The sequence below is a fragment of the Paracoccus sp. TOH genome (assembly GCF_030388245.1).
Classification (GTDB): Bacteria; Pseudomonadota; Alphaproteobacteria; order Rhodobacterales; family Rhodobacteraceae; genus Paracoccus; species Paracoccus simplex.
This window is the reverse complement of sequence record NZ_CP098360.1, coordinates 105,954-123,153: the sequence shown is the minus strand read 5'-3', so window position 1 is coordinate 123,153 and position 17,200 is coordinate 105,954. Positions and strand designations below refer to the sequence as shown.

General features: G+C 69.1%; 16 protein-coding genes. 3 read left to right on the top strand and 13 right to left on the bottom strand.

Translation table 11 applies throughout. From position 1 onward, the window contains the following. Positions 1-2: 2 nt before the first annotated feature. The 13 genes from NBE95_RS00600 to NBE95_RS00540 form a co-directional block, all read right to left on the bottom strand. Positions 3-1,373 carry an aspartate aminotransferase family protein gene (locus NBE95_RS00600; protein WP_289893990.1) on the bottom strand — a complete coding sequence of 457 codons (1,371 nt, stop codon included), beginning with the start codon at positions 1,371-1,373 and terminating at the stop codon, positions 3-5. Then, positions 1,373-2,824, bottom strand: coding sequence for an NAD-dependent succinate-semialdehyde dehydrogenase (locus tag NBE95_RS00595; protein ID WP_289893989.1), 1,452 nt, complete (start codon positions 2,822-2,824; stop codon positions 1,373-1,375). The genes NBE95_RS00600 and NBE95_RS00595 overlap by 1 nt, the downstream gene beginning before the upstream one ends. Beyond that, positions 2,821-3,831, bottom strand: coding sequence for a N(2)-acetyl-L-2,4-diaminobutanoate deacetylase DoeB (gene doeB, locus NBE95_RS00590; protein WP_289893988.1), 1,011 nt, complete (start codon positions 3,829-3,831; stop codon positions 2,821-2,823). The genes NBE95_RS00595 and doeB overlap by 4 nt, the downstream gene beginning before the upstream one ends. A gap of 4 nt (positions 3,832-3,835) precedes the next feature. Then, complete coding sequence (gene doeA / locus NBE95_RS00585) at positions 3,836-5,017, bottom strand: ectoine hydrolase DoeA (protein WP_289893987.1); 1,182 nt, start codon at positions 5,015-5,017, stop codon at positions 3,836-3,838. 11 nt (positions 5,018-5,028) lie between these two features. Then, positions 5,029-6,006, bottom strand: a complete 978-nt coding sequence (locus NBE95_RS00580) for a cyclodeaminase (protein ID WP_289893986.1) — start codon at positions 6,004-6,006, stop codon at positions 5,029-5,031. Next, positions 6,003-6,953, bottom strand: a complete 951-nt coding sequence (gene eutB / locus NBE95_RS00575; protein ID WP_289893984.1) for a hydroxyectoine utilization dehydratase EutB — start codon at positions 6,951-6,953, stop codon at positions 6,003-6,005. Before eutB ends, NBE95_RS00580 begins: the two co-directional genes overlap by 4 nt. After that, the gene (locus NBE95_RS00570) at positions 6,950-7,693 is read right to left on the bottom strand and encodes an ectoine utilization protein EutA (RefSeq protein WP_289893983.1); all 744 of its coding nucleotides are present in this window, start codon (positions 7,691-7,693) and stop codon (positions 6,950-6,952) included. The genes eutB and NBE95_RS00570 overlap by 4 nt, the downstream gene beginning before the upstream one ends. Beyond that, positions 7,690-8,349: an ectoine/hydroxyectoine ABC transporter permease subunit EhuD gene (gene ehuD / locus NBE95_RS00565; RefSeq protein ID WP_289893982.1), complete on the bottom strand. Its 660-nt coding sequence runs from the start codon at positions 8,347-8,349 to the stop codon at positions 7,690-7,692. The genes NBE95_RS00570 and ehuD overlap by 4 nt, the downstream gene beginning before the upstream one ends. A gap of 1 nt (position 8,350) precedes the next feature. Then, the gene (gene ehuC / locus NBE95_RS00560) at positions 8,351-9,007 is read right to left on the bottom strand and encodes an ectoine/hydroxyectoine ABC transporter permease subunit EhuC (RefSeq protein ID WP_289893981.1); all 657 of its coding nucleotides are present in this window, start codon (positions 9,005-9,007) and stop codon (positions 8,351-8,353) included. A gap of 58 nt (positions 9,008-9,065) precedes the next feature. After that, complete coding sequence (ehuB, locus tag NBE95_RS00555; protein ID WP_289893980.1) at positions 9,066-9,887, bottom strand: ectoine/hydroxyectoine ABC transporter substrate-binding protein EhuB; 822 nt, start codon at positions 9,885-9,887, stop codon at positions 9,066-9,068. A gap of 23 nt (positions 9,888-9,910) precedes the next feature. Further along, positions 9,911-10,696 (bottom strand): ectoine/hydroxyectoine ABC transporter ATP-binding protein EhuA, encoded by a 786-nt coding sequence (gene ehuA, locus NBE95_RS00550; protein WP_289893979.1) that lies wholly within the window; start codon positions 10,694-10,696, stop codon positions 9,911-9,913. Between the two features lie 96 nt (positions 10,697-10,792). Continuing rightward, entirely contained in the window at positions 10,793-12,178 is a 1,386-nt protein-coding gene (locus NBE95_RS00545) for a PLP-dependent aminotransferase family protein (protein WP_289893978.1), read from the bottom strand. 59 nt (positions 12,179-12,237) lie between these two features. Next, a complete protein-coding gene (locus NBE95_RS00540) occupies positions 12,238-13,014 on the bottom strand; it encodes an FCD domain-containing protein (protein WP_289893977.1) in 777 nt (258 codons plus the stop codon). Positions 13,015-13,157: 143 nt separating this feature from the next. Here NBE95_RS00540 and NBE95_RS00535 point away from each other — a divergent pair, with 143 nt between their 5' ends. From NBE95_RS00535 to glcF, 3 genes are read left to right on the top strand one after another with little or no spacing between them, the layout of a single operon-like run. After that, on the top strand, positions 13,158-14,603 hold the full coding sequence (locus NBE95_RS00535) for an FAD-linked oxidase C-terminal domain-containing protein (protein WP_289894874.1): 1,446 nt from the start codon (positions 13,158-13,160) through the stop codon (positions 14,601-14,603). Next, positions 14,600-15,733, top strand: coding sequence for an FAD-binding protein (locus tag NBE95_RS00530; protein ID WP_289893976.1), 1,134 nt, complete (start codon positions 14,600-14,602; stop codon positions 15,731-15,733). Before NBE95_RS00535 ends, NBE95_RS00530 begins: the two co-directional genes overlap by 4 nt. 1 nt (position 15,734) lies before the next feature. Further along, positions 15,735-17,030, top strand: coding sequence for a glycolate oxidase subunit GlcF (glcF, locus tag NBE95_RS00525; protein WP_289893975.1), 1,296 nt, complete (start codon positions 15,735-15,737; stop codon positions 17,028-17,030). Positions 17,031-17,200: the final 170 nt, after the last annotated feature.

Below are 17,200 nucleotides of genomic sequence, written 5' to 3'. Positions count from 1 at the left end.
GGTCAGCCCAGGGTTTCGCGCAGCGCGTCGGCGGTGGCGTCGACGATCGCGTCGGCCTCGGCCTCGGTCAGGCAGAGCGGCGGGGCCAGGCCGATGATGTCGCCTTGCGGCATGGCCCGCGCGATCACGCCGCGCTTGAGCATGGCCGCGACCGCCTTGCCGCCGATGCCCTCGGCCGCATCGAAGAAGCCGCGGCTGTCGCGGTCGCGCACCAGCTCGACGGCGCAGAGCATGCCCTCGCCGCGGATCTCGCCCACGTTCGGATAATCGCCCAGGGCGGCGCGCATGCGGTCGTTCAGATAGCGGCCGACCCGGCCGGCATTCTCGACCAGCCCCAGCTTGTCGATCAGTTGCAGATTGGCGATGCCCGCCGCCGCGCCGATGGGATGGGCGGAATAGGTCCAGCCATGGCCCAGCACGCCATATTCGTCGCTGCCCTGCATCAGCACGTCCCAGACCTTCTGCCCGACGATGCTGCCCGACAAGGGCGCATAGGCCGAGGTCAGGCCCTTGGCGATGGTGATGATGTCCGGGGTCATGCCGTAATGGTCCGAGCCGAACATCGACCCCAGCCGGCCGAAGCCCGTCACCACCTCATCGGCGATCAGCAGGATGTCGTGACGCGCCAGCACCTTCTGGATGGCGTCCCAGTAGCCTTTCGGCGGTGGCACGATGCCGCCGGTGCCCAGCACCGGCTCGCCGATGAAGGCGGCGATGGTGTCGGCGCCCTCGGCCGTGATCAGCCTTTCCAGCTCCTCGGCGCAATGGGCGCTGAACTGTTCCTCGGACATGCCGGCGTCCTGGCGGCGATAGTAATAGGGCGCCTCGGTATGGATCACCTGCGCCAGCGGCAGGTCGAATTTCTTGTGGAAAAGCTCCAGCCCGGTCAGCGAACCGGTCATCAGCCCCGAGCCGTGATAGCCCCGCCACCTCGAAATGACCTTCTTTTTCTGCGGCAAGCCACGGATATTGTTGTAATACCAGACCAGCTTGATGTTCGTCTCATTGGCATCCGAACCGCCGAGGCCGAAATAGACCCGCGCCATGTGCCCGGGCGCCCGGTCCATGACCATCTTGGCCAGCGTGATCGAGGCTTCCGAGCCATGGCCGGCATAGGCATGGTAATAGGCCAGTTCGCGCGCCTGTTTGGCGATGGCCTCGGCGATCTCGGGCCGGCCATAGCCCACGTTCACGCAATAAAGCCCGGCGAAGCCGTCCAGCAGCCGGTTGCCGTCGCGGTCGGTGATGTAGACGCCTTCCGCGCCCGAGACGATGCGCTGCGCACCTTCGCCACGCGCGAACTGGCCCAGATTGGTCGAGGGGTGGAACAGGCTTTCGCGGTCCCATTTGGACAGCTGGTCATTGGTCAGCATCATGCTCTCCTTGTCTCTGCCCAGTCGCGGCAGACGTATTTGATTTCGGTGAAGGCCTCGAGCCCGTGGCGGCTGCCCTCGCGGCCAAGGCCCGATTGCTTCATGCCGCCGAAGGGGATCGGCGCGCCGGTGACCTTGGTGCGGTTCACCGCGACCATGCCGAATTCCAGGGCGCGGGACAGGCGATAGATGCGGCGCGGGTCGCGGCTGTGGACATAGGCGACAAGGCCGTATTCGGTGGCATTGGCGATGTGCACCGCCGCGTCCTCGGTGTCGAAGGCGGCGATGGCGGCGACGGGGCCGAAGGTCTCCTCGCGGAAGATCAGCGCCTCGGCGGGCACGTCGGCCAGCACGGTCGGGCGATAGAACAGCGGCCCCTGCGGGTCGCGGTCGCCGCCGGTCAGAAGGCGCGCGCCCCTGGCCAGCGCGTCGGCCACATGCTCCTCTTGCTTCTGGACCGCGCCTTCGTTCATCAGCGGGCCCAGGTCGCGATCCTCGATGCCCGGCCCCAGCGTCAGCGCGGCGGCGGCGGCGGTGAAGCGGCGGCAGAATTCGTCATAGACCGGCTGCTCGATCAGGAAACGGTTGGCGCCCAGGCAATCCTGGCCCGAGGTGGCGAACTTGGCCTTGATCGCCTCGTCCACCGCCAGATCGAGATCGCAATCGGCGAAGACGATGAAGGGCGCGTGCCCGCCCAGTTCCAGCACCAGCCGCTTTACCGTATCGGCGCTTTGGCGATAGAGCAGCTTGCCGACACGGGTCGAGCCGGTGAAGGAAAGCGCCCGCACGCGCGGATCGGCGCACCATTCGGCGACGATCTCGGGCGCCTCGCCGGTCACCACGTTGAAGACGCCGGCAGGGAACCCCGCCCGATCCGCCAGTTCCGCCAGCGCGGTGGCGGAAAGCGGCGTCTCGGCCGAGGGATGCACCACTACGGTGCAGCCCGCCGCCAGCGCCGCCGCCGCCTTACGGGTGATCATGGCGCAGGGAAAATTCCAGGGCGTGACCAGCGCCGCAACGCCCAGCGGCTCGCGCCACAGCTCCATTTCGGCGGTGGACAGGTGCGAGGTCACGCTTTCGATATTCGGGCGCTTGGCTTCCTCGGCATAGAACTCGACGAAGCTGGCGGCATAGTCGATCTCGCCGCGGGCTTCCGACAGCGGCTTGCCCTGTTCGGCGGTCATGATCCGCGCCAGATCCTCGCGCGATTCCACGATCAGCCGGTGCCAGCGCATCAGCACCGCGGCGCGTTCCTGCGGCAGCAGCGCCGACCAGCCGGCAAAGGCCGCCTGCGCCGCATCCACCGCCGCGCGGGCCTGCGCGGCGTCCAGCCGCGCCACCTGCGCCACGGGCTCGCCGGTCGCGGGGTCGGTGACGGGAAAGCGCGGCCCGCCCAGCCAGGCGCCGTTCACGAAGGCATCCTCGCGCATCAGGGTCTTGTCGGTAATCATGGCTGAACCTCCACGCCGATGACGGCGACGCAATCGCCGGGTTTCACGATGCCGGGGAAATGCCGCGCCATCATCAGGCCGCCGCGGCGGGCATGGACCGCGACCGGGGCCAGGCCGGTGCGGGTCACCGGGAAGATGCGGGCGACGGGCTGGCCCTGTTCGACCGCATCGCCCAGATCGGCCAGGAACTCGATCAGCCCGCCATCCTCGGCAAAGGTGAAGCAATCCGCGTCGGGCATGTCGAGCCAGCGCGTCGGCTGCGCCGCCACCTCGCCCCGCAGCACCCCGGCCGCGACCAGCAGGTTGCGCAGGCCCCGCTTGGCGATCCCCGCGGTGCGGGCGCTGGCGGTGCCGCCGCCGCCCAGTTCGGTGGTGACGAAGGTCTTGCCCATTTCCTCGGCCGCGGTGTCATACATGCCGACCGCGTCGATCTCGAGCATCCTGACCGACCAGGGCGCCCCGAAGGCGCGCACAAGATCGAAGGCCGCCGCCTCCTGCCGCTTGTCGGGCAGGATATGGGCGGCGCAATAGGGCAGGAAATCCAGGGTCTTGCCGCCGGAATGGAAATCCAGCACCACATCCGCCATCGGCAGCAGCACGCGCTGGAAATAATCCGCGAGTTTCTGCGTCACCGTGCCGTCGGGCCGGCCCGGAAAGCTGCGGTTCAGGTTGCCCCTGTCGATGGGCGAGGTGCGGGTGCCGGCGGCGAAGGCCGGATAGTTCATCGCCGGCACGATGATCAGCCGGCCGGTCACCTCTTCGGCCCGCACCGTTGCGGCCAGGTCGAAAAGCGCGATCGGCCCTTCATATTCGTCGCCGTGGTTGGCGCCGGTCAGCAGCGCCGTCGGGCCCTCGCCGTGGTTGACCACGGTGATCGGGGTCATGACCGAGCCCCAGGCCGCATCGTCGCGCGAATGCGGCAGGCGCAGGAAGCCGTGGCTCACCCCCGGCGCCGCGAAATCCACCGTCGCCGCGATGGGCGAGGGCGCAAGCTGCATCTGCAACATGGCGCTAATCCTTCACGAACAGCTGACGCGGGACATTGGCAAGGCATTCCACGCCGGTCTCGGTGATCAGGATCGACTCGGTGATCTCCAGCCCCATGTCCTCCAGCCAGAGGCCGGTCATGAAATGGAAGGTCATGCCGGGCTGCAGCACGGTGCGGTCGCCGGGGCGCAGCGACATGGTGCGCTCGCCCCAATCCGGCGGGTAGCTGACGCCGATGCCGTAGCCGGTGCGGTTGTCCTTGACGATGCCGTATTTGGCCAGCACCTCGAAGAAGCCCTTGGCGATGTCCTCGCAGGAATTGCCGGGCTTCGCGGCGGCAAGCCCGGCCTCCATCCCCTCCAGCGTCGCCTTTTCCGCATCCAGGAAAGCCTGCGTCGGCCGGCCCAGGAACACCGTGCGCGACAGCGGCACGTGATAGCGGTGATAGCAGCCGGCGATCTCGAAGAAGGTGCCTTCGCCCGATTTCATCGGCCTGTCGTCCCAGGTCAGGTGCGGGGCCGAGGCATCGCGGCCCGAGGGCAGCAGCGGCACGATGGCCGGATAGTCGCCGCCGATGCCGTCCACGCCGCGGGTGCCGGCGTCATAGATTTCGGCCACCAGGTCGCATTTGCGCATCCCGACCTGCACCTTGTCGAGAATGCGGGCGTGCATCGCCTCGACGATGCGGGCGGCGTTGCGCATATAGGCGATCTCCTGCGGCGATTTCACCGCGCGCTGCCAGTTCACCAGCGCCGTGCAATCGCTGAAGCGCGCATCCGGCAGGTTCCGCGTCAGGCTGGCGAAGGCGGCGGCGGTGAACCAGTAATTGTCCATCTCGACGCCGATGCGCTTCGCGCCCCAGCCCTTGTCCTTCAGGATGCCCGACAGGTAATCCATCGGATGCATCTCGGGGTTCTGCACGTAATGGTCCGGATAGCCGACGATGTTTTCGGGGCGCAGATAGGCGGTCAGCCTGGCGCCGTTCGCGTCCTGTCCGCGGCCGAACCAGAGCGGCTCGCCCTCGGGCGGCACCACCACGCATTGATGCACATAGAAGGACCAGCCGTCATAGCCGGTCAGCCAGTTCATGTTAGACGGGTCGGTGACGATCAGCAGATCGACGCCCTTCTGTTCCATCGCCCGGCGGGTCTTGACGAGGCGCTCGGCATATTCCTCGCGGGTGAATTTCAATGCGACATCTGTCATGGCGGTTTCTCTTACAGGGTGAAGGAGCGGCCGGCCCCGGCCTGGCCCGCGCGGGCCAGTGCCAGGGTGGCGATGGCGGTGTCCTGGATGCCGGTGCCGGTCAGGTCGGCCAGGGTGATCTGTTCGGAATCGGTGCGGCCGGGGCGCTGCCCGGCAAGGATCTGGCCAAGCTCGGGGAAATCCCGCGCGACCAGCGGGGAATGGCGCAGCTCGCCCAGTTCGCGGGTCTGCGACAGGCGGTCGGCGACGTAATGGGCGCGCGCGATCAGCTCCGGCGCGATCTCGTTCTTGTGCTGGGCATCCGAGCCCATGGCGGTGACATGGGTGCCGGGGGCGATGTCGGCGGCGGTCAGGATGGGCCGTTCGGAAGGCGTGGTGGTGACCACCAGATCGGCCGCCCGCGTGGCGCCGGCCACGGTGCCGGCGGCGATCACCGGGATGCGCAGGGCGGCGGTCATCTCGGCCGCGAAAGCCTGCGCCTTGGCCGGATCGCGGGCCCAGACCCGCGCCCCGGTCAGCGGCCGCACCAGCGCCAGCGCCTGCAGCTGCATCCGCGCCTGCATCCCGGCGCCCAGGATCGCCGCCGTGGTCGCATCCGGCCGGGCCAGCGCATCGGCGGCCACTGCGCCTGCGGCGGCGGTGCGCACATCGGTCAGGTAGCCGTTGTCCAGCAGCAGCGCCTCGACCAGCCCGGTCGTCGCGGACAGCACCACCATCATGCCGTTGGTCGAGGGCAGGCCAAGCGCCGGGTTGCCGAAGAAGCCGGGCGAGATCTTGATGGCGAAATGCGAAAGCCCCGGGACATAGGCGGTTTTCACATCGACCTCGCCCCGGTGCTCGGGGATGTCCAGGCGCAGGATCGGCGGCATGGCCACGGGTTTCGTCGCCAGCGCCACGAAACCCTCGCGGATGCAGGCCACGGCCTGGGCGTCCAGCGGCACCAGGGCGCGCAATTCGGTCTCGGTCAGGATGGTCACGGGCGGTCTCATGCGGCCTCCGCCATGATGCGGCTGTGCAGCGCGGGGTCGATATTCGCGCCGGAAAGAATGCAGACGGTCGGGCCCCGCGGGACGAACCTGCCGGCCAGCAGCGCGGCGCTGCCGACGCTGGCCGCGCCCTCGACGACATGGCCGGCGCGGCCGAGATGGCGGATGCCGGCGGCGATCTCGGCCTCGGTCAGCAGGATCACATCGTCCAGCAGGTCGCGGCACAGGGCGAAGGTCACGCGGTTCTGCAAGCCGATGCCGCCGCCGAGGCTGTCGGCCAGGCTGGGGCTTTCGGTGACCGCCACCGGATGGCCGGCGGCCAGGCTCGCGGCCATGGCGGCGCCGTTTTCCATGGTCAGGCCGATGACGCGGGTTGCCGGCGACAGCGCCTTGATCGCCACCGCGACCCCGGCGGCAAGGCCGCCGCCAGAAAGCGGCACCAGCACCGCCTCGGGCGTGCCGATTTCCAGGCCGATGGTGCCCTGGCCCGTCACCACCGCCTCATGGTCGAAGGGCGGGATCTCGGTCATGCCCTCCTGCGCCACGGCGCGGGCGACCTCGGCCATGGCCTCGTCCTGGCTGGCGCCGGTGATGCGGACCTGGGCGGCAAGGTCGCGGATCGCCTGCACCTTGTTCTCGGGCACCAGCCGCGACAGGCAGACGGTGGCGGGCACGCCCAGCGCCCGGGCGGCATGGGCCAGCGCCCGGCCGTGATTGCCGGTCGAGGCGGTGACGACGCCGCGCGCCAACGCCTCGGGCGGCAACGACAGGATGGCATTGGTCGCGCCGCGCAGCTTGAAGGCGCCGGTGGTCTGGCGGTATTCGCATTTCAGCCAGATGGGCTGGCCCAGCCGCGCCGACAGCACCTCGTCGCGCAGCAGCGGCGTTTCCGCCACATGGCCGCGGATGCGCCGGGCGGCGGCGCGGATATCGTTCAGGGTCACGCTCATGCCAGCCCCATCAACTGGCCGGGCGCCACCGGCCCGGTCACGCCGCAGGCCCGCGCCGCCGCCCAGAGCGTGGCGGAATTGGCCGAGACCACCGGCACGCCCACCGCATCCTCGATCCGGTCGATGATCGCGCAGGCGCGCAGGGCGGTGCAGGCGACGAACAGCGCCTGGCTGCCCGGTGCCAGCGCGGTGCGCGCGGCCTCGACGATGCTGGCGTGCGACAGCCGCGCCATCTCGCGGTCGTCGGTCAGGTTCAGGCAGGAGACGCCTTGCAGCGCGAAGCCGCCGGTTTCGAAACAATCCGCCATCGGTTGCGTCGTGCGCGGCGTATAGGGGGTCAAGAGGGTGATCCGATCCGCCCCCAGCGCCCTGAGCGCCGCGAAACCGGCCGAGATCGGCGTGATCGGCTGCGCCGAAGCCTTGCCCAGCCGGATCGCGTCCCGCACCGCCCGGTCGCCGATCACCACCGAGGCCGAGGTGCAGCTATAGACCACCGCGTCCAGTTCCTCCTCGGGCAGGATCAGCGCCGCCGCCGCCGTCACGTCGCGGGCCATGGCGGCCAGCGTCTCGGGCGTCACCGGGTTGGCGAAGGGGATGCGGGTCGCATAGACGCCGACGCCATGCGCCGGCAGGGCGGCGAAATCGACCTCGGTCGTGTGATCGGTGGCCAGCGTCACCAGGCCGACGCGGCGCGGCAGCGGCCGGTCGTCCAGAGCAAGGGGAACGGACAGGACAGTCACCGCGAAATCCTCCCATAACGGCGTTCCAGCCAGCGCAGCGCCACCACCGAGATCAGGCTGACGACCAGGAACATCACCCCGACCAGCGTCATCGGCTCGACATAGCGATAAGAGCTGTTGGCCACCGACTTGGCCTGGTTCATCAGCTCCAGCACGGTGATCGCGGACAGCAGCGGCGTTTCCTTGAACATGGCCAGCAGATAGTTCGCCATGGCCGGGATCATCGGCGGCACCGCCTGCGGCAGCACCACATGCAGCCAGGTCTGGCGCGTGGTCAGGTTGGTGGCCTTCGCGGCCTCCCATTGCCCGCGCGGCACCGCCTCGATGCCGCCGCGATAGACCTCGGCGGCATAGGTGGCGTAATGCAGCCCCATGCCGATCACGCCTGCGGTCAGCGCCGGCAGGCGCAGCCCCAGATCGGGCAGCACGTAGAAGATGAAATACAGCTGCACCAGCAGCGGCGTGCCGCGGATGAACTCGACCACGAAGCCGGTGCCGCGCGCCACCAGCCGGTTCGGCGAGCGGCGCAGGATGGCGAAGACCAGCCCCAGCACCGCCGCGACGATGGCGCCAAGCGCGGTGGTGACCAGGGTGATGCGAAAGCCGGCCAGCAGGGTCGGCATGATCGACCAGGCGAAATTCCAATCCCATTCCATCTCAGCGCACCCCGTCCAGGCCGCGCGTCACCCGCCGCTCCAGCCGGCGCATGCCGAAGGAAACCGCCGAGGACATGGCGAAATACAGCAGCAGGATGGTGACGAAGGGCATCAGCGTGCTGCCGGTCTGCGAACGCACCACCTGCGCCTGGAAGGTCATGTCCGACAGCGAGATCAGCGACACGACCGAGGTGGCCTTCAAAAGCTCGATGGCATTGTTGCAGAAGGTGGGCAGCATCAGCGGCAGGGCCTGCGGCAGGATGACATGGCGCATGCGCTGGAAGCGGGTCAGGTTGACGGCGACGCAAGCCTCAAGCTGGTCGCGCGGCACGGCCAGGATGGCGCCGCGCACCACCTCGGCCCCATAGGCGCCGACATTCAGCCCCAGCGCCATCACCCCGGCCTGCATCGGCGTCAGCTCCGCCCCGGTCATCGGCAGCACGAAATAGATCCAGAACAGCTGCACGAAGATCGAGGTGCCGCGGAAGAACTCGATATAGGCGGTCGCCAGCCAGCGCACCGGGGCGCGGCGCGAGATGCGGCCCAGCCCGGCGATGAAGGCCACCACCAGCGCCAGGGCCGAGCCCATCAGGGTCAGCTTGACGGTGACCCATGCCCCCTGAAGGATGAGTGTCAGATATCCTGCCCAGTCGCCCATGCGCCGAAGCCTGCCTCTTTCGCTGATGGAAGGGCGGGGCCGGGCCCCGCCCGGGTGGTCACTGCGCGGCGCAGAGCTTGTCGCGCGTGGTGGACATCGCCGCGGCGGCCGAGAAACCATAGGGCTCGACGATCTTGGCGAATTCGCCGGATTCCTTCAGCTTGGCCAGTTCCACGTCGAAGGCGTCGCGCAGGGCGGTGTCGTTCTTGTTGAAGGCGGCGCCGTCGCAATAGACCGGGGCGCCCTCGACCGGGGCGAAGACCTCCAGATTGGCGTCGCCCGACTTCGCCAGCAGGTCGTTCAGCGACAGCACCGGCAGCGAATAGGCGTCGATGCGGCCGTCCTGCACCATCTTCAGCCCGGATTGCGGGTCGGGCACCACGATCAGCCGGTCGCGCGGCACGCCGGCATCCAGCGCCAGCTTTTCCTCGGTGCCGCCGCCGGGCGCGCCCAGCTTGGCCGCGGCGTCATTCGCGATGTCGGAATAGGATTTGAAGCCCTTGGGATTGCCCTTGGGCACCAGAAGCGCCTCGGCATCGCACAGGATCGGTTCGGAATAGGCGACGGCGTTGCAGCGTTCGGGCTTCATGAACAGGCCGGCGGTGATCGCATCGACGCGGCCGGCCTGCAGGCTGGGGATCATCGCGCCATATTCGGCGATCGAGGCCTCCAGATCCTTGATCCCCAGCTTCTCGAACACCGCGCGCGCCACGTCCGGCGCCGCGCCCGAGACCTTGCCGTCCGAGGCGACGGCGGTATAGGGCGGCTCGTTGCCGATGGCGATGCGGACATAGCCCTGTTCCTTCAGGTCGTCGAGCTTGTCGGCCAGGGCGGGCAGCGGCGCGGCCAGCAGCGCCGCGACAATCAGGCATTTCTTCATCATTCTCTCCTGTCGGGTTGGCATCACACGCGCTGTCCGGCGGCGATGATCTTGCGCAGGAAGGACTTCGTGCGGTCCTCTTGCGGCGCGGTGAAGATCTGGGCGGGCGGGCCCTGCTCGACGATGCGGCCCTTGTCGAAGAACAGCACGCGATCGGCGAAATCATGGGCGAAGCCCATCTCATGCGTGACCAGCAGCATGGTCATGTCGGTTTCGGCGGCCAGGCGCTTCATCACCTCCAGCACCTCCTCGACCAGTTCCGGGTCCAGCGCCGAGGTCACCTCGTCGAACAGCATGATCTGCGGCTGCAGCGCCAGCGCGCGGGCGATGGCGACGCGCTGCTTCTGGCCGCCGGACAACTGGCTGGGCATGTAATCGGCCTTGTCGGCCAGTCCCACCATGTCCAAAAGCCCGCGCGCCCGCTTCTCGGCCACGGCCCGGGTCTCGCCCTTGGTCAGCATCGGCGCGAGCGTGATGTTCTGCAAGACCGACTTGTGCGGGAACAGGTTGAAGTGCTGGAACACCATGCCGATATGGCGGCGCATCTTGTGCAGATGCGTCTCGTCCGCCGCCACCTCGGCGCCGTGTCTTTGCATGTGGTAAAGCGGCTCGCCGCAAACCTCGATGCGCCCGCCCGAGATGCCCTCCAGCGTCATCAGGATGCGCAGGATGGTGGTCTTGCCCGAGCCCGAGGGACCGATCAGCGCCAGCTTCTCGCCCTTCATCACGTCGAAGTTCAGCCCGTCGATGACGGTCAGCGTCCCGAAGGATTTGCGCAGGTCCTGGATGCGGATGATCGGCTGGTCCAAAGGCGTCCCCCTTGCTGATGGGTGAACTTTTGCAGCCCGAATAAATCAGGTCAATATTAAAATAATATCATGACAATTTTTACTTTGTCCTGCCCGTCAGATCAGCGGCAGCAGCGGTTCCGCCGTGCTGCCCAGGGTCTCGGCCACCAGGGTCAGGCCGCGGCGCAATTCGTCGGCGCTGGTCGAGCCGAGCGCGATTCGCACCGCGTCGCGCCGGCTGCGCTCGCTCAGCCGGAAGGCGCGACCCGAGGCGATGGCGACGCCGCGCTGCCGGGCCTGGGCGACGAATTCCTCCTCGTCGCGGCCGGGCGGCAGCTCCAGCCAGATATGCAGGCTTTGCGGATGGGCGCGGAAGGGCGTGGCGCCCAAAACCTCGCGCGCGATGCGGTGGCGGCCGGCCAGGGCATCGCGCTGCCAGCCGATCAGCCGGTCGACGGTGCCGTCGGTGATCCAATGGCTCAGCAGCTCGACCATGGCCGGGGTGGCCATCCAGTTGGTGACCAGGTGCCGGTTGGCGGTGGCCGGGGCGATGCGCGGCGGCGAGAGCAGCCAGGCCACCCGCAGCCCCGGCAGCGTGGTCTTGGTGAAGCCATGGATATGCAGCACCCGCTCGGGCGCCAGCACCGCCATGGGCGGCGGGCGGTCCGGGATCATCGCGTTCAGCATGTCGTTTTCGATGATCAGCAGGTCGTGGCGGCGGGCGACGGCGGCCAGCTCGGCCCGGCGCTCGGTGCCGGTCATGATCGCCATGGGATTGATCGCCGCCGGCTGCATGTAGAGCGCGCAGAGGCTGCCCTTGCGGGCCAGATGGTCCAGCGCCTCGGGGATGATGCCGTCCTCGTCGATCGGCAGGCCCTCCAGGTGCAGGCCCAGGTATTTGCACAGCGGCATCAGCAGGTGATGGGTCAGCGCGGCGGCGGCCAGGGTGCCGCCCGCCGGCACCGCGCTCATCACCGCGGTGGTGATGGCGGATGTGGCGCCGTCGGTGATGGTGATGTTGTCGGGCGCCGCCTCGATGCCCTTGCGGCGCAGCCAGTCGGCCGCGACCTGCCGGTGCTGCGGCAGCACCGAGTTCGGCCGGAAGGACAGCGCCGCCGGGGCGGTCAGGTTCTCGGCCACCCAATGCAGTCCTTCGCGGAAGGTCTCGACATGCATCCGCTCGGTGACGGGCTTCAGGATCGACAGATCCACCAGCTCGCCCAGCCGTTCGGCCAGATAGGGCGGCGTGTTCTCGGCCCCCGGCGGCAGCACGAAGGAGCCGCGCCCGATCTCTCCGACCACCAGGCCGCGGCGGATCAGCTCCTCGTAGGCGCGCGAGACGGTCTGCACCGACAGCCCCAGATCGTCGGCCAGCCGGCGTTGCGGCGGCAGCCGGGTGCCGGCGGGAAGCTGGCCCTCGCGGATCGCCCGGGCATATTGCTCGGCAAGCGAGAGATAGGCTGGCCGGTGCAGGGTGCCGGGATCGGGGGACCAGATTGTCATGAAATTAACTTAGGACAATTATGGCGGATGGCAAGAATGTTTTGGTTTGCGGCGATAGGTTATCGCCGGGCCGCCGCATGGCCGCCGTTCAGCCGGCGCAGCGACAGCTCCAGCCGCGCCTCGGCGGTGCGGATCTCGTGGCTGGCCTGGCGCAGATAGCGGATATGTTCGCCGGCCGCGCGCCGGGCAGCTTCCGCATCGCGATCGAGAACGGCTTTGGCGATGGCGCGGTGCTGCTGGCGCAGCAGCTCGCGGATGGCCGGCACCGCGAACAGCCGGCTGCGGTTCTGCATCACGTCCGACCGCAGCACACCCGCCAGCGCCTGCATGATCTGCAAGAGCGTCAGGTTGTGGCTGGCCTCGTAGATCAGCAGGTGCAGCTCGGCATCCGCCTCGGCCTCCTCGCCGGGATCGGCCTGGGCATGGGCGCGGTCCATGCGCCCGAGGCAGTCGCGGATGCGCGCCAGCTCGACCTCGGTGGCGCGCTCTGCCGCCAGCCCCGCGGCCGCGCTTTCGACGATGCCGCGAAATTCCAGGTAGTCGTCCGCCGCCTCGGCATGGCGGGCCAGCATGGCCAGCAACGGGTCGGTGATCGCCGCCCGGCCCAGGGCCGCCACGCGGCTGCCGCGCCCGCCGGCGCCCGTCAGCAGCCCGCGCTCTTCCAGGATCTTCAGCCCGTCGCGCAGCGTCGAGCGCGACACGTTCAGCCGTTCGGCCAGCTCGCGCTCGGGCAGAAGCCGCTCCTCGGGGCGCAGCGAGCCTTCCAGGATCAGTGCCTCGATATGCTGGGCCACCGCCTCGGCGGCGCGTTCGGATTTGACGGAAGCCTGGGTCATGGGCGCTCATGCGGTTGTCGGACTGGCGGCCATGTAAGCATAGGGCGCAATTCCGGTCCAGAAAAATACCGATTGACGATCATGGTTTGAAAATTATACCAAAAAGACAGTATTGCCGACCGCGGGAGGAGAGCTTGTCCGGTATCGCCATGCCCCAGCCCGATGCGGGCATCCTGGCGCGCGCGCCGCAGATCGTCGCGGCCCTGCGCGCGGTGCTGCCCCAGGATGCCGTGATCTGGGATCCCGAGGAGACGCGCGCCTATGAATGCGACGCGCTGACCGCCTATCGCTGCCCGCCGCTGGCGGTGGTGCTGCCGCGCACGACCGCAGAAGTTGCCGCCGCCATGCGCGTCTGTCACGAAATGCGGGTGCCGGTGGTGCCGCGCGGCGCGGGAACCTCGCTGGCCGGGGGCGCGCTGCCCACGGCGGATTCGGTCATCATCGCCACCCTGCGCCTGCGCGAGGTGCTGGAGATCGACACCGCGAACCGCTTCATCCGGGTGCAGACCGGCGTGACCAACCTGTCGGTCAGCGCCGAGCTGGAGCCGCACGGCTTCTTCTATGCGCCCGACCCGTCCTCGCAGCTGGCCTGCACCATCGCCGGCAATATCGCGATGAACTCGGGCGGGGCGCATTGCCTGAAATACGGCGTCACTACCAACAACCTGATGGGCGCCACCGTGGTCCTGCCCACCGGCGAGGTGGTCGAACTGGGCGGGACCGAGATGGGGCCGATGGGCCTCGATCTGATGGGCCTGCTTTGCGGCTCGGAAGGCCAGCTCGGCATCGTGACCGAGGCGACCCTGCGCATCCTGCCGCGGCCCGAGGGGGCGCGGCCGGTGCTGATCGGCTTCGACGGCGCCGAGGTGGCGGGGGAATGCGTGGCGCGGATCATCCGCTCGGGCGTGCTGCCGGTCGCCATCGAATACATGGACGATGTCTGCCTGCGCGCGGTCGAGACCTTCGCCCAGGCCGGCTATCCCGATTGTGCCGCGGTGCTGATTGTCGAGGTCGAGGGCTCGCCGGCCGAGATCGACCACCAGATCGCCCGCATCCGCGAGATCGCCGATGCGCTGAACCCGGTCGAGTTCCGCGAAAGCCGCAACGAGGGCGAGGCGATGGCGATCTGGAAGGGCCGCAAATCGGCCTTTGGCGCCATGGGCCGGCTGGGCGACTATATCTGCCTGGACGGCACGGTGCCGGTGGGGCAACTGCCCTATACGCTGAAGATGATCGGGGAACTGTCGCGCCGGCACGGGCTGGAGGTGGCGAACGTCTTTCATGCCGGCGACGGCAACATGCATCCGCTGATCCTGTTCAACGCCAACAAGCCCGGCGATCTGGAGCGCGCCGAGGCTTTCGGCAACGACATCCTGCGGCTTTGCGTCGATGTCGGCGGCTGCCTGACCGGCGAGCATGGCGTGGGCATCGAAAAGCGCGACCTGATGGGCAAGCAATATGACGACCCCGACCTGGCGATCCAGATGGCGGTCAAGGACGTTTTTGACCCGCGCTGGCTGCTGAATCCGGCCAAGGTGTTTCCGCTGGACGCGAGCCGGCCCTGGCGCGAGGAGGCAGCCGCCCGATGATCCCCGACACCCCCAGCCGCGCGGGCCTCAGCCCCGCCGGCGAGGCCGAGCTTGCCGTCCTGATCGCCGAGCGGTTCGCCGCCCGCCAGCCCCTGCGCATCGCCGGCGGCGGCACGCGGGTCGAGACCGGCGCCGTGCCGGGCGACATCCTGTCGACCGCCGCGATCTCGGGCGTCGTGACCTATGAGCCGGGCGAGATGACGCTGATCGCCCGCGCCGGCACGCCCCTGGACGAGATCCAGGCCATGCTGGCCGCCGAGGGGCAGGCGCTGGCCTTCGAGCCCGCCGACATGCGCCGCGTGCTGGGCCGCGATGGCACGCCGACCATCGGCGGCGCGGTCGCGGCCAATGCCAGCGGCCCGCGCCGGCTGCTGGCCGGGGCCTGCCGCGACCATCTGCTGGGCGTGCGCTTCGTCGACGGGCAGGGCAGGGTGCTGAAGAACGGCGGAAGGGTGATGAAGAACGTCACCGGCCTCGACCTCGGCAAGCTGCTTTGCGGCGCGCATGGCACGCTGGGCGTGCTGACCGAGGTGGCGCTGAAGACCCTGCCGCATCTGCCCGACCGCTGCACGCTGGGCTTTCACGGCGTCACGGTCGAGGAAGCGGTGGCGATCTTCTCGGCCGCGCTGGCGACGCCGTTCGAGGTGTCGGGCGCCGCCTTCCGTGACGGCTCGGCCTGGCTGCGCGTCGAGGGGCTTGGGCCGCAGATGGATTATCGCCGCGACCGGCTGCTGGCGCTGCTGACGCCGCGCAAGGCCGAACTGCTGGATGCCGAGGCCACCGTGGCCCTGTGGCACGACCTGCGCGACCTGGCGCATTTCGCCGGCTTCGACGCGCCGCTTTGGCGGGTGCTGGTCAAGTCCGGCGACGCACCGGCCACGGCGCGGGCGCTGCAGGCGCTTGGCGGTGCGGTCTCGCTTGACTGGGGCGGCGGGCTGGTCTGGTATTGCGGGCCGGGGACGGCGCAGGCCGTGCGGCGGGTGGCGCCCCATGCCACGCTGGTGCGGCGCGGCGGGCTTGACGGCCCGGCCTTTCCGCCCGAGGCCGCGGCGGTCGCCCGGCTTTCGGCCGGGTTGCGCCACAGGTTCGACCCCGCCGGCATCCTCAATCCCGGCCTGATGGATCAGTGACATGCAGACCAATTTCACCCCCCGGCAACTGGCCGATCCCGGCACCGCCCGGGCCAACGAGATCCTGCGCTCTTGCGTCCATTGCGGCTTCTGCACCGCGACCTGCCCGACCTACAAGGTGCTGGGCGACGAGCTGGACAGCCCGCGCGGCCGCATCTACCTGATCAAGGACATGCTGGAGAACGGCAAGATCCCCGACGCCAAGACCGTCGGCCATATCGACCGTTGCCTCGGCTGCCTGTCCTGCATGACCACCTGTCCCTCGGGCGTGCATTACATGCATCTGGTGGACCACGCCCGCGACTATATCGAAAAGACCTATCGCCGCCCCCCGGCCGAGCGGGCGCTGCGCTGGCTTCTGGCGCGGATCCTGCCCTATCCCGGCCGCTTCCGGCTGGCGCTGCGCGGCGCGAAGCTGGCGCGGCCCTTCCGCCGGCTGCTGCCGGATGCGCGGCTGCGGGCGATGCTGGACATGGCGCCGCGCGACATCCCGCCGCCCAGCCTGAACGACCGCCCGCAGGTCTTTGCCGCCGAGGCGCCGCGCCGCAAGCGGGTGGCGCTGCTGATCGGCTGCGCGCAAAGGGCGCTGAACACCGACATCAACGACGCGACCATCCGCCTGTTGCGCCGGCACGGCTGCGAGGTGGTGATCCCGCGCGGCTTGGGCTGCTGCGGCGCGCTGACCCATCACATGGGCAAGACCGGCGAAAGCCACGCCATGGCCGCCGCCAATATCCGCGCGCTGATGGCCGAGATGGCGGGCGAGGGGCTGGACGCCGTGGTCATCAACACCTCGGGCTGCGGCACCACGGTCAAGGATTACGGCCATATGTTCGCGGATGACCCGCTGGCCGGGGATGCCGCGCGGGTGGCGAGCCTGGCGAAGGACATAACGGAGATCATGGCCGATCTGGGCCTGCGCGAGCCCGGCCATGCCGAGCCGCTGCGCGTCGGCTATCACGCCGCCTGCTCGCTGCAGCATGGCCAGCAGATCCGTGCGGCGCCCAAGGAACTGCTGGCCGCCGCCGGCTTTACCGTGCTGGAACCCAGGGACGCGCATATCTGCTGCGGCTCGGCCGGAACCTACAACCTGATGCAGCCGGCGATCTCGGCCGAACTGAAGCGTCGCAAGGTCGAGACGCTGGAGGCCCTGACCCCGCAGGTCATCAGCGCCGGCAATATCGGCTGCATGATGCAGATCGGCTCGGGGACCGGGGTGCCGGTGGTCCATACCGCCGAGCTGCTCGACTGGGCGACCGGCGGGCCGAAGCCGGCGGCCCTGGCCCGCGGCGCCTGAACGGCTTCGCGAGAAAAGATCGCGGAGTCCCGTCGCAAACCCGCGCCCTGGCTCGTCATGGTTCTGCAAGACGCCCGACGGAGAAACGGAGCATGACCCCACGGCTCGACTATTTCAAAGCCGCCCCCGAGGCGCGTTCGGCCGGCACCCCGGCCGTCGATGCGCGCCGC